We start from the raw sequence: 18,194 nt of genomic DNA on the forward strand, positions 1-18,194 counted from the left end.
TAAAAATGCTTCAGCTTAGTCAACCCAATAGTTCAAATGAAAACCCTACAAAAACTCATCACTCTGGCTTTTTTGCTCATTACTGTGGCTGCCTGCCAGGATCATCGTACCCCAACCCCGCCCTGCAAAGTTTCGGTCATCGATCGAGGCAATGGCAATAAACATACCTATACCTACGACGCGAATGGCAAAATCACCCAAATGACTCGTGAGTTTGATGGAACGGGCTCAGGCAAAATCTCCACTTACATATATAGCTTTACGTACGATGCTTCTGGCTTGCTTATCAAGTCGGCGATAAAATTAGATGGGAAGGAGTACAGCACGGAAACTTATAGCTATTACTACAGTCAAATCTCAAAAGTAACCTATCTCAACGCCGACGGTAGTAAGGGAATCAACAACCTTAAATACAACGCAGCTGGCCAAATCACTGAGTTTACCTACGAAACGGGCGACCCTAATTCGGACGGAAAACAGTATTTTGAATACGATGCCAATGGTATTATCACAAAGCGCGGCTTTGCCGACTTACAGGGTAATAAGTACTTTGAAGTAATCATTAATCCTGTCGGGATAGTAAAATCGCCAGAGCAATTGCTGGTTAAAAGTGGCTTACCGTTTGATGTGCTGTCTGGTTTTTCGTGGCAGGTCGCCGAGGGTAATGTAGGTACAACCTATGAGTCATTTTTTGCTGACCAAGATGGCAAATTAATATCCGACGGCAAAGAGAAAATCACGGACGTAAAGACCAACTCGCAGGGTTATCTCATTGAAAATGCCACGATTGATGCTGCCAACAAAAGTAGTAATCAGCGAATTACGCTGATGGATTGCAATTAAAAATACTCTTTTCTTCTACTAAAATCACACAGAAACAAATGAAAGCACATTTTCACTTGCGCACAATTATGCCCTATTTTTTCATCATTGGGCTTATTTCAGTCTGGTCTTGCAAAACGGCTGATACTCCTACACCCACCCCAACACCTGGAACCACTACCAAAAGTTCTGCTAAAGACATCACTAAATTTAGTTTTGCTGCCCTTAGCCCTGCCGTAGATGCTACCATTGATGCTACTGCCAAAACCATCTCGGCGACCGTACCTGCTGCTACTGATTTGACCAAACTTGTACCGACCATTACTATTTCTGATAAAGCAACCATTTCACCTGCTACGGGTATAGCTCAGGATTTTTCTAAGGAAGTGAGTTATACGGTTACGGCGGAGGATGCAAGTACGCAAGTATATAAAGTAACTGTGAAAAAAGACGCGGTTGTCGGTACAGGCTCCAACTTCTTATATGTTGGCGAATTCGGAGGTTTAACGGCTTATGACCCGGCCACTGGCAAACAACTTTGGAAGTTTTCCACTAATAGTAAGGATGTCAGAACGGACCTGTATTTGCTGGATGGAATTGTGTATTTTGGGTCAGATGAAAACAAAATGTACGCTGTAGATGCAAAAACAGGTACTAAGAAGTGGGAGTTTCAAACAGTAGGTGCCCCTGTTTCAAGTCCTGTTGTTGAGAAGGGAATACTGTATTTTGGCGGCGGAAGCGGTGACAATAAAGTGTATGCGTTAGATGCCGCTTCAGGCGCAAAAAAATGGGAGTTCTCTGTGGCTTCTGTAATCCAGTCAAGCCCAACGGTCGCCGATGGTATTGTTTATATAACCTCCTTTTCCGATAAAACACTCTTTGCATTAGATGCCTCAACAGGCAGTTTAAAATGGAAATATGCTTCTTCTGACTCGAAAGGCGGCGTTTGTGTCGCCAATGGTTTAGTAATCGTTTCTGATAATAACAATAAAGGCTTATTGGCATTAGAGGCAGCAACAGGAGCTGTTAAGTGGAGAGCCGTTGGGGGAAGTCTATTTGTAGGCTCTGTTACTGTGTCCAACGATATTGTTTATGCTTCCAATTATGACAAAGCAACCCTTCATGCCTTAGATATAAAAACAGGGGCAGAAAAATGGAAGTTTGCAACTACACTTTCGGGCAGTTTTCAATCTTCTCCAATTACTGGCAATGGACTGGTTTACTTTGTTGGCGGCGATGATTATCTATATGCTCTTGATGCAGCTACTGGCGCAAAAAAATGGTCTCTAAACAGTTTTAAACAGTTTTTGGGGCCTGTCTTTGCCAATGGTATTTTGTATGCATCCTCAACAAATATTAATGGAACGTATGATCCTCGTATTCATGCGCTTGATGCCGCCACTGGCGCAAGAAAAATAGCAATGGGAACAAATACAACTGATTCAAGGACAAATCCTGCCTTATGGATAGATGGAAAAGTGTATATGTCTAGCAGTAGTGGCGCAGTACAATAAATCAGCATCCTAACTAAAATCAATCCACTCATTAACCATTTACGACAATGCTAACACAAATTAGACTTGACAATCACCACCTGATGTGTAGAGGCACTTTACCTATGAATCTCCGACAGGACCATGTGCGAGAACTGCAGTTTCATGTACCAAAATTCAAATCTCCTCCCACTGTTTCAGCCACAATACATAGTAGCGACAGTACGGGTAATGGGATGGTTATTTGGAATATTGAGAAACGCATCATTGATGATGACTATGTAATTACCATTTCTGCTCAAAGTGCGGACAGCACTCATACCCCTTTTACGTACTTATGTGATTTAATAGTGATTGGAGAAGTTGTGTAATGGCGAAAAAAGAAAATCAGTTTTACTAATTTTAACTCAAACAAAAATGTACAAATACAAAGTAGTTATCGAAAATGTGACTTGCAGCGATACAGAGTCCATTCATTCTGGAGATAAATTAGTTTTATCAGGGTTGATTGCAACTGGGAACAAGCAAAAAGGGTATGCACTACCTTTACTAAGAATCAATACTGGGCAAACAAAAAGCTATCCAGCAGACACCTCCCTTTTATTTGATGATTTCAGCAAAGAATCAACCATTGGTATTGTTGTTCATGCTGTTGATATTGACCAAAATGATGGTTGGTATGAGAACAAAGAAAATATTAAAAATCTTGCCGTAGAAATTGGAAAAGCTGCTGTGACGGCTTACAGTGGAAATCCGATAGCAGGGAATGAATCAGGGAAATACATAGATACTGGATTCCAGTTTATTGATACAATTGTCACTTTTTTTATAAAAAATGACAAAAATGATACGCTAGGAAATGCCAAAGGATTGGTTAATTTTAATGAGTTAACACTTGGGCAAAGAGGTACTAAAAATTTTTCACAGGCATTTCGCGAACATGATGATTATGGTCTTTTGGGAATTTATATTGACTATAATGATTACAGCTATACTATCATTTTTAGAGTAGAATGTGAATTCATTATGAATCCCTTAGGGGCAATTTGTTCCAAATGGGAAAGCCTTGGGGCCGAAACAGGTTTTTTAGGATCCCCGATTTCGATCGAAACCAAGTGCCCAGATAAGGAAGGTTTTTTTGTCCATTTTCAAGGAGGGTCTATTTATTGGTCAGAAAAGACGAATGCTCATATAGTAAAAGGCTCAATACGAGATAAATGGGCACAAATGGGCTGGGAAAATAGCGATGCTGGGTTTCCAATAGAAGATGAAAAAGCCAATTCGGGTAATTCAGTGAGTCAAGAATTTGAAAAAGGTGTAATAAATAAGAAGGGGAATGAGATAGAATTTGTAGCTAATCGTACACGAATTCGCTCGCGTCCTCGCTCAGATGTTTTTACTCCTAGATAGGTTATTCTTATTCTGAACTAGAGTTGCACTTGAATGACAACGATGCTTTTTTCTGATAGGTGAAAAATGACCAGTCATCGGTTGCTGTTTGTTAGTAGCCGATGATTTTTTATTTAACCCATTTTTTGACTTAACTCCACACTACTTTCCACGAAACACCCCATTTTACTCTATTAATTGCCGTTTTTTGCCGATAGAATCGGAATTGTATTCTACTAATGTGTCTGAAGGACGAATAAAGGCTGAAAAATGCCTCTAATCGGCCAAAAACCGCCACTTATCGTCGTTTGACTACCCTCAGTCTATTGCATTTTTTTGCGAACTGCTTACCTATTTGTTTTGTGTCATCAAAACGAACAAAGCAGATGAAAAATATTCTCACTCTCGTCATAGTAGCATTGGGCATGACAGCCGCCCACGCTCAATTTCCAGGTGGTCCAGGTGGTATGCAAAGCGGTGATGGCAATGGCCGCAACCGTAACACAACTACCCAACAGCCTAGCTTAAACCTTGAAAGTAACGCTCCTAAAGGCAACTCACGCATTACAGGTTTTGTGATTGATTCTGCTGCTACGCAAGCGGTGGAATTTGCGAACATCGCCCTCTTCAACAAAGCCACAGGCAAGCCTGTAGATGGTACCATGGCCGACGAAAAAGGGAAGTTTACCTTAAAAAGCATCGCCGCTGGTGACTATAAATTGATGATTTCGTTCATTGGATTTAAAGACAAAACCATTGATAATATCAAACTTGCAAAAGGACAAGAGCTTGATTTGGAGGTAATTAAACTCAGTCCCGATGTGCGTACCCTTGCTGAAGTGGTCGTGACGGGTGAGAAGTCAATGATTGAAGAAAAAGTGGATCGCATGGTGTATAACGCCGAAAAAGACCTTACCTCTCGTGGGGGCGATGCCGCGGATATTCTTAAAAAAGTACCGATGTTGAGCGTCGATTTGGACGGAAACGTTTCGCTTCGCGGAAGCTCTAACATTCGAGTATTGATTAACAATAAACCCTCAACAATCGTAGCAAGTAGCATTGCGGATGCCTTGAAAATGATTCCTGCCGATTTGATTAAATCAGTGGAAGTAATCACTTCTCCCTCCGCCAAATACGATGCCGAAGGTTCTGCGGGTATCATCAATATCATTACCAAAAAATCAACCCTCCAAGGGCTTACCCTAAACCTCGATGCTGGGGTAGGGGTGCGTGGCTCAAACCTTAGCCTAAACGGTAACTACCGCCAAGGAAAATTGGGAATCACGCTCGGTGGATTTGGACGGATGTTTTACAACAAAGCCGCTACAACGCTAGACCAAACGACGATTCAAAACGGCATGTCGTTGTTGACCAAACAATCGACTGACGCCTATGACAATGGGTTGTTTGGACGTTATAATCTCGGATTTGATTATGATTTGGGAAAAAATCAGTCATTGACGGCGGGCGTGAGCTTTGGAACGCGTAACATGATTCGTAACCAAGACATGACAAGTAACTTGTTTACCAACAACGCATTAACTTCTACAACCCTCCGTGATGTAACTACCCGCGACCTTTCAAATAACGTGGATATGAACCTCGATTATATTCGTACGTTCAAAACCCCAGGAAAAGAGTGGTCGATTTCGACACAATACAGCCGCAGTAATCTTACCAATAACTTCAACGCTGACTTGTTGAGCCAAAGCAGCATGTTGTTGAGCCGTCAGAAGAACTTGAACTCGAACGTTAACCAAGAGGCGACGATTCAGACCGATTACCAAACGCCCATCAAAGCAAATCAGATGTTTGAAATCGGTGCCAAAACCATCATGCGTCAAGTAAACAGTGATTATAGCTACCAAGTGGCAGGGGCGACGGGTGAGTTTGCGGCCGATGCACGTAATCCAAAAGGGTTGCTGAATTACAACCAAAACATCGTGGCAGGGTACATGTCTTACACTTACTCTACTGCCAACAAATATACCTTTAAAGTAGGGTCACGCTATGAATACACAACGATTGATGCCCAAGACCAAATTGGTAAAATCAACATTCCTAGCTACGGTAGCTTAGTGCCAAGCATCAATATTTCAAAGAATATCAAAGGAAAAACAACGGTAAAAGCAGCCTATAACCGCCGTATTCAGCGCCCAGGTTTGCAGCAGTTGAACCCCAACTTTAACGCCGCTAACCCATACAATATCAGCATCGGTAATCCGAATTTGAAGCCTGAATTGACCGACAATTTTGAGTTGGCTTTGAGTACAAGCATCAAAAAAACGTACCTCAATGCCTCGGTGTTTAGCCGCTCAACCAACAACAGCATCATGCGTTTGAGTTCGCCTTCTGATACCCTCGCAGGGGCAATTATTACAACCTTTGAAAACATCGGGAAGCAACAAGTGGTGGGAGCCAATATCTTTGCCAACGTGTATCTTACACCAAAATGGACGTTGAATGGTGGGGTGGATGTGTATTATAACTACTTGGAAGGCAAAGTTCAAGGCTTGGATGGAACATCAATCAATACCAGTAACTCGGGTGTCGTGATTGGCGGGCGTATCATGTCAAGTCTTTCACTCAACAAAGGCTGGGCGGTGCAAGCACACGGCGGTATGAGAGGAAACCAAGTGACTCTTCAAGGAGTGCAAGGAAGCTTTTACATGTACTCTTTGGGTGTTCGTAAAGAATTCAACAATAAAAAAGGAAGCCTTGGTCTTGCCACAGACAACTTCTTGGGTGGCATGAGAATGACTTCAACTTCGGTAACTCCGATTTTGAATCAAACGATGGTCAACAATATTTATAACCAAAACATCAAGCTGACATTCAGCTACAAGATTGGTAAAATGAGCTTTGTTGCCCCTAAGAAAACCAAAGGCGTAAGAAACGACGACGTAAAAGAAGGCGGCGATAACAACTAAGCCACCTTACTTTCAAAGAAAAGTAGATAGATAGAGTGAATAAGACAAACGGCGAGCAAATGCTCGCCGTTTGTCTTTGTATCATTTTGGTACAAAAATGATTTTCAACTATTTTGAAAACTTCTAAATTGAAAATTATTTTCTAATTCCGAGCAACACTTAACAGAAAGCGTACGTAATGTTGGGTAACTGACCAACCAAAAGTTCAAGACATGGAACGCTATTCGCGCTATCAATTTTTAAAGTCAATGGGTTTTAAGGGGGCTGCACTGATGGCATTGATGACCTCTTGTATTCGAGAAGAAGATACTTACGTTGAAGCCCTGTCGGTTAACCCAAATTCGAGTACGGGGACCAGCACTGGCACGGGAACAGGTACAAGCACGGGGACTGGAACTGGAACTGGAACTGGAACTGGAACTGGGACAGGAACTGGAACAAGCACGGGTAGCACAACAGGTTCAACGACCGACCTCAGCACCATTACCAATCGGCTTCTTACCATCGACCTTACTGCTACGGCCAACGCCGCGCTGAAAACAGTAGGCGGGTATCTTGTTAAGAGTGGGATTGTGGTGGCGCAGTCGAGCGCAGGAGTGTATGTTGCGGCGACCCAAACGTGTACGCATCAACCTAAAAAGAAAATCATTTTTAACAAAACAGAGTACTATTGCACCGACCACGGCGCACGTTTTGACCTGACAGGAAAAGGCTTAAACAGTTTTGGTAGCAAGGGCCTTACCGTTTACAAAACCGCTACCGATGGTACAACCCTTGTTGTTTATAGTTAATCAAACTTTCTTCCTCCATTAACCATGAAATTTATCACGTCACTTCTCATCAGCACATTGTGGCTGGCCGCTCCGCAATGGGGCAACGATTTTTCTAAGGCGCAAAATGAAGCCAATCAAAACCATAGGTATATTTTGCTAAACTTCTGTGGGTCAGATTGGTGCGGGCCTTGTATTAAGTTAAAAAGAGACATTTTTGAATCCGCTGATTTTGAACAATATGCGTCTCAGCATTTGGTGTTGGTAAGGGCCGATTTTCCCCGTTTGAAAAAAAATCAGCTTGATGCCAAACTGACCTCCCACAATGAATCGTTGGCTGATAAATACAATTCTCAGGGAAAGTTTCCGCTGACTGTCTTGGTGGACGCCCACGGCAAAGTTGTGAAAGAATGGGAAGGATACCCAGCGTCAATGAGTACCCAGTCGCTCATCAATGATATTGATGCCGTGATTAACAGCAAACAATAAACGCCGCCTTTTCTTGAAAATCTTGCACAAACGCGTATGTCGATTGATGGGCAATCGCTTCGAAATCAGCGCTGTATCAGAGGATGAAACTTGGGCGCAAGCGCGAATTGATGAGGCCATAGCCGAAATTCAACGGATTGAAGCGCTTTTTACTACCTTCAACGACAATAGCCAGACCAATCGAATCAACGCCAACGCAGGAATTTCGCCCGTAAAAGTAGATCGAGAGGTGTTTGAATTAGTAAAGCGCTCGCTGCGAATCTCGGAGGTTACCCAAGGAGCTTTTGACATTACGTACGGGTCGATAGATAAGAGTTTGTGGAATTTTGATACCCAAATGACGGCCTTGCCCGACCCCAAAACCGCCCGCCAAATGGTGCGACTTATCAATTACCGTAATGTGATTTTGGACGAAGCAGATGGCAGCGTCTTTTTGAAAGAAAAGGGAATGCGTATAGGTTTTGGCGGTATAGGTAAAGGCTACGCCGCCGAAATGGCCAAAAGGCTGATGATACAACGAGGCGTAGAAAACGGAATCGTGAATGCGTCGGGGGACTTGACTACTTGGGGGACTCAGCCCAACGGCGAACCTTGGACGATTGGAATCGCTCATCCCGATGCCAAAGAACAGCCTTTTTCGTACTTCAACATCAGCAACATTTCAGTCGCCACTTCGGGCAATTACGAAAAATATGTGATGATAGGGGGGAGGAAATATTCACATACGATTGACCCCAAAACGGGCTTGCCCGTATCGGGGATTAAAAGTGTGACGATTATTTGCCCCAATGCCGAAATTGCCGATGCCATGGCCACGCCCGTAACTGTGATGGGCGTCCGAGTTGGGTTAGATTTAATCAACCAGATGCAAGGAATGGCCTGCGTCATTATTGATGATACAAATCGTGTGTTTACCTCAAAAAATATCAAAATCAGTTAACCAAAGACTGATAAAGTCCTATGAGAAAGCAATTAAAAAACGGGTTCTTCTTCGCTGCGGTTGTGGGAAGTATGACCTCTTGCGTGACGGTGAAAGAATACCAAAAGAGCCGTATCAATGACTCCGAAATGGAGTTGTCGGCCCGCAAGTCTGAAAAGTTTGAGCAAAGTTTTTACCTCTATCGGGAGGGAGCGTCAGGAGCCAATGGGGGCAAAAGCGGCGGTGGCTGTGGTTGCAACTAGCGTATTTTCTACCTATGTATCTTTCATCATAAATTTTAATGAAAAAAATCATCATCAGTGTAGGGCTGCTTGCTGGGCTGCTTCGGGGAGGGTATGCCCAATCCGAAAAAGATACCTACGAAAAGCGTAAACTCAAAATTGACGAAGTAAACTTGGTCAGTAGCTATTACGGACAAGATGGCAATAACTCAGCCGTGACGGGTGGGATAGGTACCGAAAAACTAGGCGATTTTGCCAATTCGATTGATTTGAAATTGTCTTTTATCGACCGAAAAAGCCGCCAACACAGCATCGTCGCCGATTTCAATATCGACCATTATACTTCCGCTTCTTCCGATAATATCGATCCGTTGACGGTTTCGTCGGCCTCGCGCAGCGATACGCACGTTTATCCGTCGCTTTCGTGGAGCGTGAAAGACGATGCCAGGCATACAACGAAGGGCATTAGTTATTCATATTCGACCGAATACGACTATCAATCGCACGGGATAAACCTTAGTTTTTCTAAGTCGTCGAAAGACAATAACCGTGAGTTTAGCCTAAAAGCAGGGGCGTTTTTTGATACTTGGACGGCGATTTTGCCTGCCGAACTACGCCCATCGGGCTATGGCTCTGCGGCCGAAGGAGACCGTGATCCCGTGGCTTATAAACCACGAAATTCGTACAATTTAGCGCTGTCGCTTTCGCAAGTGATTAACAAACGCTTGCAGGTATTGTTTACGGTAGAGCCATCCTTCCAGCAAGGGTTACTTAGTACGCCATATCACCGAGTATATTTTACGAATGGTTCACATACGGTTGAAAAACTACCTGGAAGCCGTTTTAAACTCCCCGTGGGAGCACGTATCAGCTACTTTGCAGGCGACCGCCTTATTTTGCGTGGGTTTTATCGGTTCTACAACGATGATTGGGGAATGACCGCGCATACTGTCAACGTAGAAGCTTCGTACAAAGTGACGCCGTTTTTCTCGGTTAGTCCGTTTTATCGGTTTAGCAACCAAACCGCCGTGCGCTACTTCAAACCGTACGCCCAGCACCAAGCCACCGAAACGTATTATACCAGCGACTATGATATTTCGGGTTTTACCAGTCATTTCGTAGGCATGGGGCTTCGGTTTGCGCCTCCAGGTGGTATGTTTGGAATCAAACACTGGAATACCATTGAGGTGCGTTATGGGCATTATATGCGTAGTACAGGTATGGTGGGCAACAGCATTACGCTGGCAATGAAGTTGAAGTAAAAGTAGGTTTCCGTTTTTATACCTTAGTAGCCCCGATGCTTTTTCGTCGGGGTTTTTTGTTTTTTGCCCACAGCTAAGAGCAGGTCAATAAACAAAAAAGCCTCTCAATTGCTTGAGAGGCTTCGGTTGGCGGACAAGGACTCGAACCCTGAATAAAAGAACCAAAATCTTCTGTGTTACCATTACACCATCCACCAATTCCGTTTTGGTGGTGCAAAAGTACGGCTTTCTTGGTTACGTGTCAAGCGTTTTTTGGAAAAAAAATGAGAATAAATTTTTCAAAAAATGCCTTTCGCTTGATATTCAGCGGCTTTGTGCAAATATTTTTTTTGCTTAAACCGCCGCTGTTACTGCTTCAGGGGCGATTTTTTTTACCAATCCTTGAAGAACTTTACCTGGTCCACATTCCACAAACTCGGTTGCGCCATCTGCTACCATGTTTTTCACCGATTGCGTCCAGCGTACTGGAGCCGTGAGCTGTGAAATAAGGTTGGCTTTGATTGTTGCAACGTCGGTAGCAGCTTGGGCGTTTACGTTTTGGTAAATAGGGCAACGTGGTTCGGTGAATTGCGTGTTTTCAATGGCCGCTGCCAATTCTTCGCGGGCAGGCTCCATCAGCGGCGAGTGGAACGCTCCACCTACAGGAAGTGGCAACACGCGTTTGGCACCTGCTTCTTTGAGCTTTTCACCAGCCAAACGAACTCCTTCGTGTGAGCCTGAGATAACTACTTGCCCTGGGCAGTTGAAATTGGCCGCTACCACGACTTCACCTTCTACCGAAGCGCAGATTTGCTCGATTTTTTCGTCGTCAAGCCCGAGTACGGCTGCCATGGTCGATGGCGTTAGATCACAGGCGCGTTGCATGGCAGCCGCACGCTGAGCGACCAACCGAAGGGCGTCGTCGAACGACAATGCGCCTGCCGCTACCAGAGCAGAAAATTCACCAAGCGAGTGGCCTGCTACCATCTCGGGTGCAAAATCGGCGACGGTCGAAGCCAAAATAACGGAGTGTAGGAAAATCGCAGGTTGAGTAACATTAGTTTGCTTGAGTTCTTCTTCGGTTCCTTCAAACATGACCTTGGTTATCTCAAATCCTAAAATTTCGTTGGCTTTATCGAAGAGCGCGCGCGCTTGAGCATTGTTTTCGTAGAGGTCTTTGCCCATGCCGCTAAACTGCGAACCTTGGCCAGGAAATACGTATGCTTTCATTGATTTTTAGAAGCCCTCCGCCCCCAAGAGGGAGTTTAGTTTGATCGTTGAATGGGGCAATGTGAGTGCAAACATACAAGGCTTGCCCCAAACTATCAAACAATAAACAAGGAGCGTTCTTCGGGAGTAGGAATGCGGCAACTTTCTGATTTTCCAAAAATTCGGTACCGGTTACGGGCAACAAGCCCATAGAAAGCGTCTCGAATAAAACGGGGAAGAATAATAAAGCCATACAACCATGACCAGCCTTTGAGATAACGGGCAATTTCTAAGGCTGCTGTTGACTTCTGGTAGAGTTTTCCGTTGCGAAGCAGAAGGATAGTGTTCAATTCAACGGTTGAATACCCATTTTCTTGAAGCGTTTTCTGGCCTAATTCGGATTGAAGCGACGCGAAACGATAACGACGTGTCGAATCATGAGTAATGATAAAATTGACACTTGCATTGCAAAAGTTGCATACTCCATCAAAGAAAATAATATCCATTGGAAAAGAGTGTCGAATGAGTGAATGACGAGTGTCGAATTTCCTCCTTTTAATTATTGCATGAAACCTATGAAGCTGAAGTTTCCCGCAGCTTCATAGGTTTTGTCCTAATCTTATTTAATCAGCTGAATCCATCCTTTTAAAGTGAGGGGTTCGCTGGTTTTTTGCAAGGTTTTGAAGGTAACGGTTACTTGATAGTAATAGGTTCCTGAAGGCAAGTCTTGGCCATCCGACGTTTTGCCATCCCAATTGATAGTTGGATTGTTACTTTCAAATACCTTCGTTCCCCAACGATTATATACCACAAACGTGATGGTTTCGATAAAGGCAGTACAAGAGAGTGGGGTAAACAAGTCGTTTTTGCCGTCACCATTAGGCGTAAACACGTTGGGTAATTTTAGTGACGTACAGTTGTCGTTACAAACGGTATTACTCTTAGCACTTTCAGTACCAAAACGACTGACTGCTGTCACGTAATAACAGCCCGCGTAGGAGTCTAGCCCTGTATGTCTGAAGGTGGTTGTTGGGGCGGTAGTTTGTCCTACTTTAGTAAAAGGGTCTTCTGGATAACGGGTAAAATAAACATTGTAGCTAACCGCAGCCGCACATTCTTGGTTGTTGGTGCCTCTGACAGGGTAGGTCCAGTTGAGGGTATTGTTAACGACCGAAGAGGCACATTCAAGCCCTGTCGGGTTATCACAATTGAGGGCATCAATGGTCAAAACGGGTGGGCAAGGTTTGGTGCTATCGGCGGGAGCGGCACACACAATTTGCGAGAAATTATACAGTTGCCCCACTCTAATCCGAGGGCTATCGTAAGTGCCTACCGTTTCAACGCGGTAGCAGTACGTAGAATCGGTCGAGAGTTTGATCGTGTGCGTACCATCGGCTGTAAAACGGTCGGTACCATCGTCGATGTAAGTAAAGGTGCTTGCACTTTGCACAGACACTTCCGCGATGAGGTTAAACGTACCTGGGCGATTTCTAACTTCCCGATACACGCGGTGTCGTTGGTTTTCGTTGCGCCAAGGCACTACTGCTTGCCAGTTGAGGCGTAAGCCTTGGTTGGCAGGAGAAACGGATAAACGAACGCTGCTGGCAGCCTCCGTAACTCCGAGACTCGTGAGCGTACCGTTGAGGGTATGGAAAAACTCCAAACGGTAGCGATACCCATTTTGAACGGTATTGAGATTACGATCCACATAAATGGTATCAACCGTAGCGTCCAAGTTGGTATTGATGGTGGCAATAAGGGTGAAGTCGGTGCCATTTAAGCCTGTTGCTCTCGACAAGCGATATTGGTAAGGGCCAGGGACATCGCTTGCTTTAAACGGCGGACGAGTCCATTTTACCGTAATAACACCTCGGTTTGTGCTGGTTGTATCCACGGTTACGTTGGTGAGCACAGGGGTTTGCGCAGGTAGGTCTAAGCACGTTTCGTCCGAAAGTGGGCTGAATCCGCCCTGTGGAAGGGCGTATGCCACACGAATACGGTAGCTGTACTGAACACCACCTCTTCTCAAACCAAGGCCATTGTTGTCATCAGTAAAAGTAGTGGCATTGACAGGAACGCGCCCTACTTCAGTATAGCCCAAAGCAAGTGGGTCACCTGGGTTGGTACATCCGCTAAACGTTCCACCCGAACATCCTTCTTTTCGATAAATAATCATTTGAGCTCCAGGTAGCTGGCAGCGATAGGAAGTCCAAGTAAGCGTAAAGCCTGCGGCTGTGCCCGTGGATGGGGTGGCTGTAAGGCCAGAAGGTTTGGGCGCAACAACCCGAATGGAAAACGATTCGAGCGAAGCCAATTGAATTTGATTACGTCCAGGTAAATCTTCGACCTTGATAACGACATCGTAAGGCGCTTCACGAACGTGGTTGCAATTGGTCAGCCAACGAAACGTTCCTACGGCAGGAGAGGCTTGCGATTGGCTCACCGATGGGGTAAATGTGGCATAGTCGGTCGCAATCAAAGGAGGACTAATCGGTTTTCCTTGGGGGTCTAAGTTAAAGACTCCTCCGTATGCCGAAAATATCAGACGATTATTGTCGGGGTCGGTAGCACGGGCTGTTTGGGAGGCGATTTGCCCTGCTTCTACACACACATTCGCAATGGGGTCGAGCAGTGGCCGTCGGTTGGGGCCATCGGCTACTACAATTTGCATATCTCGGACTACCTCACCAATCTTGACGCCGTCGCGCCATTCTTCAATGATAAAAGCAACGTTATAAATCCCTGTCCTAGCAGGAGCATCCCAGCACAAATCTCCCGTAATGGGGTCGATGGTGAAGGTAGCTGGGGCATTTTGTAATTCGTTTTTTGCATCAGGATCTACGCCAAGGGCAGGATCACGATACCCATTTACGTTGCGGTTGATACAGGTTCCTGGAGTTCCTTGTTTTGGAATAGAAAGACGATAAGAAAGGCTATCGCCATCGGCATCAAAAGCCGCAGGGTTATGGCAGAATTTTTGGCCAGTACGTGCTGAATCCAAAGGAGGGTTGAGCATGACGGGCGTGCGATTGAGCCCTAGAGAGGCATTGATAACCAAGACAGTTTCTACGTAAAACGGCGTATTGACCGAGTTAGACATATTAACTACGCCATCGTTGCGGTTTTCAATACCCACCGAAATGACATATACCCCAGGGGAAGAAAACGTAAACGGCTTACTGAAAGTGTTGATCGTAGTTGCTACGTTGATGGGCGCTCGTCCAGTCCGTTCAACCAGCAATGTGGTTCCTGCCCCTCCGTTGAAAGGACGAATACAAAACGTTACGTCGTTTTGGCCTTCGCTGGCCATGCGCCCCCCAATTTCATCATGGTAGGTCGTGAGGGTTAGCCTATAAGTAAGATCTCGGTCGGAGATGCGACTTGCTGTAATCTCGCCCGCGCGAACGTGCGTGGCATAAGAATAGTATGCACTACAAATGCACAACCAAAGAAGTAGAATACGTAGTGTCAAATTCCTCATGGGTAACTATGGGGTATGATTGGGTACAGTGTCGATTGCAGCTAGTGGTCTGCAAATAGTATTTTTAAAACGAATATTTCAGGAAAATGGTGTAAATTTTATTGCTTTTTCCACCGCTTTCTTTTTTAGAGACGTATTTTTTGTGCTTGATGCTAAAACAAAAAAATGACACACTCAGTTACAAATTTGTGCTTTAAATGACTATTGCTAATTAGCAAAAAAAGTTTGATTTTAGATTGTTTCTAAATTAATTGAGACCTACTTTTGACCGCTGAAAATAGTAATAATCATCGTTTTAATTTAAAAAACTTAGATATGTCTTGGGTTACTCAAACACTATCAAGCTCAATTGGAAAAAAGTTGGTCATGGCCCTTTCTGGCTTGTTTTTATGCTCTTTTCTGATTGTTCACATGAGTGGAAATTTACAGTTGTTCAAACATGATGACGGCTTGGCCTTCAATGTCTATGCCGTTTTTATGACCACCAACCCCCTCATCAAAACGGTTTCGTACGGCCTGTACGCGCTTATTTTATTACACGCCTTTGAAGGTTTGTATTTGGCAAAACAAAACCGTCAAGCGCGTGGAAATCAGCGCTATGTGGTTTCCAACGGAAAAGCAAATAGCTCGTGGTTTTCGCGTAGTATGGCGTTGCTTGGTACTATTTTGCTTGTGTTTATCGTCGTTCACATGTCAAACTTCTGGTTTGAATACAAGTTTGGATACGTGCCTTACACGCAGTATGAGCAAAACCTCGTCACTGGTGAAGTCGTAGCTACTCCTTTCGAAGGTGAAATCAAAGGCAAAATGGAGGAATTTGTACGTGAAGAAAACCAAACGCGCGTGGTAATCGTGAAAGACTTGTACCGTAGCGTAATGGAAGGGTTCAAAAACCCAATTTTAGTACTTTTCTACGTGCTTTCTATGTTTGCTGTGTCGTTTCACTTGGTGCATGGCTTTAAGAGTGCTTTCCAAACATTGGGAATCAATCACTCTAAGTACAACCCTTTACTCAATTTCTTGGGCGTTGGGGTATTCGGTATCATCATTCCAATTGGTTTCGCTTTGATGCCTTTGTACTTCTTTTTCAAGAGCATGTGATGATGAATGTGCCCATTTGAGAATTTGAAAATGTGCTAATGAAGCACAACCAAGTTCTCACTATTACATCATTTTCAAATTATCGAATTTTTCAATTTTCAAATTAGAAAATATGGCAACATCACCAAAATTGGACGCCAAAATCCCTGATGGGCTGCTTGAAAGTAAGTGGACAAAGTACCGCTCTACGGTAGCGCTCGTCAACCCCGCCAACAAGCGGAAACTCGAAATTATCGTTGTAGGAACTGGTTTGGCAGGAGCGTCAGCTGCTGCGACGTTGGCCGAACTAGGATATTCTGTGAAAGCTTTTTGTTTTCAAGATTCTGCCCGCCGTGCGCACTCAATCGCTGCTCAAGGGGGAATCAATGCTGCTAAAAACTATCAAAACGACGGTGACTCTACCTATCGTTTGTTTTATGATACCATCAAAGGAGGTGACTACCGCGCTCGCGAAGGAAACGTTTATCGCTTGGCACAAGTATCAGCTTCAATCATTGACCAATGCGTAGCGCAAGGTGTACCTTTTGCCCGTGAGTACGGCGGCTTGTTGTCAAACCGTTCGTTTGGTGGTACCCAAGTACAGCGTACCTTCTACGCCGCTGGACAAACAGGTCAACAGCTTCTTTTGGGAGCTTATTCGGGCCTTCAGCGTCAAGTAGGATTGGGGACGGTAAAAATGTACTCGCGTCACGAAATGCTCGACGTCGTAGTGATTGATGGCAAATGCCGTGGTATCATTGCGCGTAACCTCGTAACGGGTGAAGTAGAGCGTCATTTCGGTCATGCGGTGTTGCTTTGTACAGGTGGCTACGGAAACGTATTTTACCTTTCAACCAACGCCATGGGATCTAACGTAACGGCGGCGTGGAAAGCACACAAAAAAGGAGCGTTCTTCGGAAACCCTTGCTTTACGCAAATTCACCCAACTTGTATTCCTGTATCGGGCGATCACCAGTCGAAACTGACGTTGATGTCGGAATCGTTGCGTAATGACGGCCGTATTTGGGTGCCTAAAAAGAAAAATGATACCCGCCCTGCGGACCAAATTCCAGAAGACGAACGCGATTATTACTTGGAGCGTCGTTATCCTGCGTTTGGTAACCTCGTACCTCGTGACATTGCCTCGCGTGCCGCCAAAGAGCGTTGCGATGCTGGCTATGGCGTAGGAACGTCGAAAATGGCGGTTTATCTCGACTATTCGGCGGCGATTCAGCGCTATGGAAAAGGCGAAGTGAACAAATTGAACCTCCATGACGCGTCGGCTGAAAAAATCACGGAATTAGGAAAGGCCGTAGTAAAAGAGAAATACGGAAACTTGTTTGATATGTACAAACAAATCACAGGCGAGGACCCGTATGAAGTGCCAATGCGTATTTATCCTGCGGTTCACTATACTATGGGTGGGCTTTGGGTTGACTATAACTTGATGACAACGGTGCCAGGTTTGTACGCGTTGGGAGAAGCTAACTTCTCTGATCACGGTGCCAACCGCCTCGGAGCAAGTGCCTTGATGCAAGGCTTGGCCGATGGATACTTCGTGATTCCTTACACCATCGGAGCTTATTTGGCCAACGAAATCCGTACCAACGCGATTTCTACTGACCACCCTGCGTTTGTGGAAGCAGAAAAACAAGTAAAAGACCGTATTACGAAACTTGTTTCTATTCAAGGAAAAACCTCGCCAGAAGCGTTCCACAAGCGTTTAGGAAAAATCATGTGGGATAAGTGCGGTATGGCACGTAACGAAGCTGGTTTGAAAGAGGCTATCTCAGAAATCCAAGCATTGAAAAAGGAATTCTGGTCTGATGTTCGCGTAATGGGTGATGTCGATGAATTTAACCCTGAACTTGACAAAGCTGGCCGCGTGGCTGACTTTATTGAGTTGGGCGAATTGATGTGTCGCGATGCCCTCAACCGCAACGAATCGTGTGGTGGTCACTTCCGTGAAGAATACCAAACCGAAGAAGGTGAGGCACTTCGCGATGACGAAAACTACATGTACGTAGCGGCGTGGGAACACCAAGGTGAAAGCCAATGGGAACTCCACAAAGAGGATTTGGTGTATGAAAACATCAAGATTGCCCAACGGAGTTATAAATAATGAGGTA

General features: G+C 44.7%; 14 protein-coding genes and 1 tRNA gene. 11 read left to right on the plus strand and 4 right to left on the minus strand.

Annotated elements, in window-relative coordinates; all coding sequences use genetic code 11:
- Positions 1–36 precede the first annotated feature (36 nt).
- The 9 genes from FHS57_RS01495 to FHS57_RS01535 all read left to right on the plus strand — a co-directional run bounded on the left by FHS57_RS01495 (position 37) and on the right by FHS57_RS01535 (position 10,316).
- A complete protein-coding gene (locus FHS57_RS01495) occupies positions 37–843 on the plus strand; it encodes a hypothetical protein (RefSeq protein WP_183971089.1) in 807 nt (268 codons plus the stop codon).
- Between the two features lie 38 nt (positions 844–881).
- Positions 882–2,336, plus strand: coding sequence for a PQQ-binding-like beta-propeller repeat protein (locus tag FHS57_RS01500; RefSeq protein WP_183971090.1), 1,455 nt, complete (start codon positions 882–884; stop codon positions 2,334–2,336).
- A 396-nt stretch (positions 2,337–2,732) separates the two neighbouring features.
- Entirely contained in the window at positions 2,733–3,725 is a 993-nt protein-coding gene (locus FHS57_RS01505; protein WP_183971091.1) for an LGFP repeat-containing protein, read from the plus strand.
- A gap of 365 nt (positions 3,726–4,090) precedes the next feature.
- A complete protein-coding gene (locus FHS57_RS01510) occupies positions 4,091–6,634 on the plus strand; it encodes a TonB-dependent receptor (RefSeq protein WP_183971092.1) in 2,544 nt (847 codons plus the stop codon).
- A 212-nt stretch (positions 6,635–6,846) separates the two neighbouring features.
- Positions 6,847–7,425, plus strand: coding sequence for a Rieske (2Fe-2S) protein (locus FHS57_RS01515; RefSeq protein WP_229601231.1), 579 nt, complete (start codon positions 6,847–6,849; stop codon positions 7,423–7,425).
- A gap of 24 nt (positions 7,426–7,449) precedes the next feature.
- Complete coding sequence (locus FHS57_RS01520) at positions 7,450–7,893, plus strand: thioredoxin family protein (RefSeq protein WP_183971093.1); 444 nt, start codon at positions 7,450–7,452, stop codon at positions 7,891–7,893.
- Positions 7,894–7,906: 13 nt separating this feature from the next.
- The gene (locus tag FHS57_RS01525) at positions 7,907–8,833 is read left to right on the plus strand and encodes an FAD:protein FMN transferase (RefSeq protein WP_229601232.1); all 927 of its coding nucleotides are present in this window, start codon (positions 7,907–7,909) and stop codon (positions 8,831–8,833) included.
- 20 nt (positions 8,834–8,853) lie between these two features.
- Positions 8,854–9,075 (plus strand): DUF4266 domain-containing protein, encoded by a 222-nt coding sequence (locus tag FHS57_RS01530; RefSeq protein WP_183971094.1) that lies wholly within the window; start codon positions 8,854–8,856, stop codon positions 9,073–9,075.
- Between the two features lie 38 nt (positions 9,076–9,113).
- Positions 9,114–10,316, plus strand: coding sequence for a DUF3570 domain-containing protein (locus FHS57_RS01535; RefSeq protein WP_183971095.1), 1,203 nt, complete (start codon positions 9,114–9,116; stop codon positions 10,314–10,316).
- Positions 10,317–10,442: 126 nt separating this feature from the next.
- Here the strand turns inward: FHS57_RS01535 and FHS57_RS01540 are convergent.
- The 4 genes from FHS57_RS01540 to FHS57_RS01555 form a co-directional block, all read right to left on the minus strand.
- Positions 10,443–10,513 (minus strand) — tRNA-Gln (locus FHS57_RS01540).
- Between the two features lie 136 nt (positions 10,514–10,649).
- A complete protein-coding gene (gene fabD, locus FHS57_RS01545) occupies positions 10,650–11,525 on the minus strand; it encodes an ACP S-malonyltransferase (protein WP_183971096.1) in 876 nt (291 codons plus the stop codon).
- A 95-nt stretch (positions 11,526–11,620) separates the two neighbouring features.
- Positions 11,621–12,010, minus strand: coding sequence for a thiol-disulfide oxidoreductase DCC family protein (locus FHS57_RS01550; protein WP_183971097.1), 390 nt, complete (start codon positions 12,008–12,010; stop codon positions 11,621–11,623).
- Between the two features lie 113 nt (positions 12,011–12,123).
- Positions 12,124–14,985, minus strand: coding sequence for a T9SS type B sorting domain-containing protein (locus tag FHS57_RS01555; protein WP_183971098.1), 2,862 nt, complete (start codon positions 14,983–14,985; stop codon positions 12,124–12,126).
- A gap of 315 nt (positions 14,986–15,300) precedes the next feature.
- On the opposite strand from FHS57_RS01555, the gene FHS57_RS01560 reads away from it, so the two are divergent.
- Complete coding sequence (locus tag FHS57_RS01560; RefSeq protein ID WP_122928942.1) at positions 15,301–16,086, plus strand: succinate dehydrogenase cytochrome b subunit; 786 nt, start codon at positions 15,301–15,303, stop codon at positions 16,084–16,086.
- Between the two features lie 112 nt (positions 16,087–16,198).
- Complete coding sequence (locus FHS57_RS01565) at positions 16,199–18,187, plus strand: fumarate reductase/succinate dehydrogenase flavoprotein subunit (RefSeq protein ID WP_183971099.1); 1,989 nt, start codon at positions 16,199–16,201, stop codon at positions 18,185–18,187.
- The last annotated feature ends 7 nt before the right edge of the window (positions 18,188–18,194 follow it).

It is taken from the genome of Runella defluvii, assembly GCF_014195535.1.
In the GTDB taxonomy this organism is placed as follows: Bacteria; Bacteroidota; Bacteroidia; order Cytophagales; family Spirosomataceae; genus Runella; species Runella defluvii.

Excerpts from the sequence above, each read along its gene's own strand:
- FHS57_RS01495 (WP_183971089.1), top strand. The coding sequence starts at position 37 with ATGAAAACCCTACAAAAACTCATCACTCTGGCTTTTTTGCTCATTACT.
- FHS57_RS01500 (WP_183971090.1), top strand. The coding sequence starts at position 882 with ATGAAAGCACATTTTCACTTGCGCACAATTATGCCCTATTTTTTCATC.
- FHS57_RS01505 (WP_183971091.1), top strand. The coding sequence starts at position 2,733 with ATGTACAAATACAAAGTAGTTATCGAAAATGTGACTTGCAGCGATACA.
- FHS57_RS01510 (WP_183971092.1), top strand. The coding sequence starts at position 4,091 with ATGAAAAATATTCTCACTCTCGTCATAGTAGCATTGGGCATGACAGCC.
- FHS57_RS01515 (WP_229601231.1), top strand. The coding sequence starts at position 6,847 with ATGGAACGCTATTCGCGCTATCAATTTTTAAAGTCAATGGGTTTTAAG.
- FHS57_RS01520 (WP_183971093.1), top strand. The coding sequence starts at position 7,450 with ATGAAATTTATCACGTCACTTCTCATCAGCACATTGTGGCTGGCCGCT.
- FHS57_RS01530 (WP_183971094.1), top strand. The coding sequence starts at position 8,854 with ATGAGAAAGCAATTAAAAAACGGGTTCTTCTTCGCTGCGGTTGTGGGA.
- FHS57_RS01535 (WP_183971095.1), top strand. The coding sequence starts at position 9,114 with ATGAAAAAAATCATCATCAGTGTAGGGCTGCTTGCTGGGCTGCTTCGG.
- fabD (WP_183971096.1), bottom strand. The coding sequence starts at position 11,525 with ATGAAAGCATACGTATTTCCTGGCCAAGGTTCGCAGTTTAGCGGCATG.
- FHS57_RS01550 (WP_183971097.1), bottom strand. The coding sequence starts at position 12,010 with ATGGATATTATTTTCTTTGATGGAGTATGCAACTTTTGCAATGCAAGT.
- FHS57_RS01555 (WP_183971098.1), bottom strand. The coding sequence starts at position 14,985 with ATGAGGAATTTGACACTACGTATTCTACTTCTTTGGTTGTGCATTTGT.
- FHS57_RS01560 (WP_122928942.1), top strand. The coding sequence starts at position 15,301 with ATGTCTTGGGTTACTCAAACACTATCAAGCTCAATTGGAAAAAAGTTG.
- FHS57_RS01565 (WP_183971099.1), top strand. The coding sequence starts at position 16,199 with ATGGCAACATCACCAAAATTGGACGCCAAAATCCCTGATGGGCTGCTT.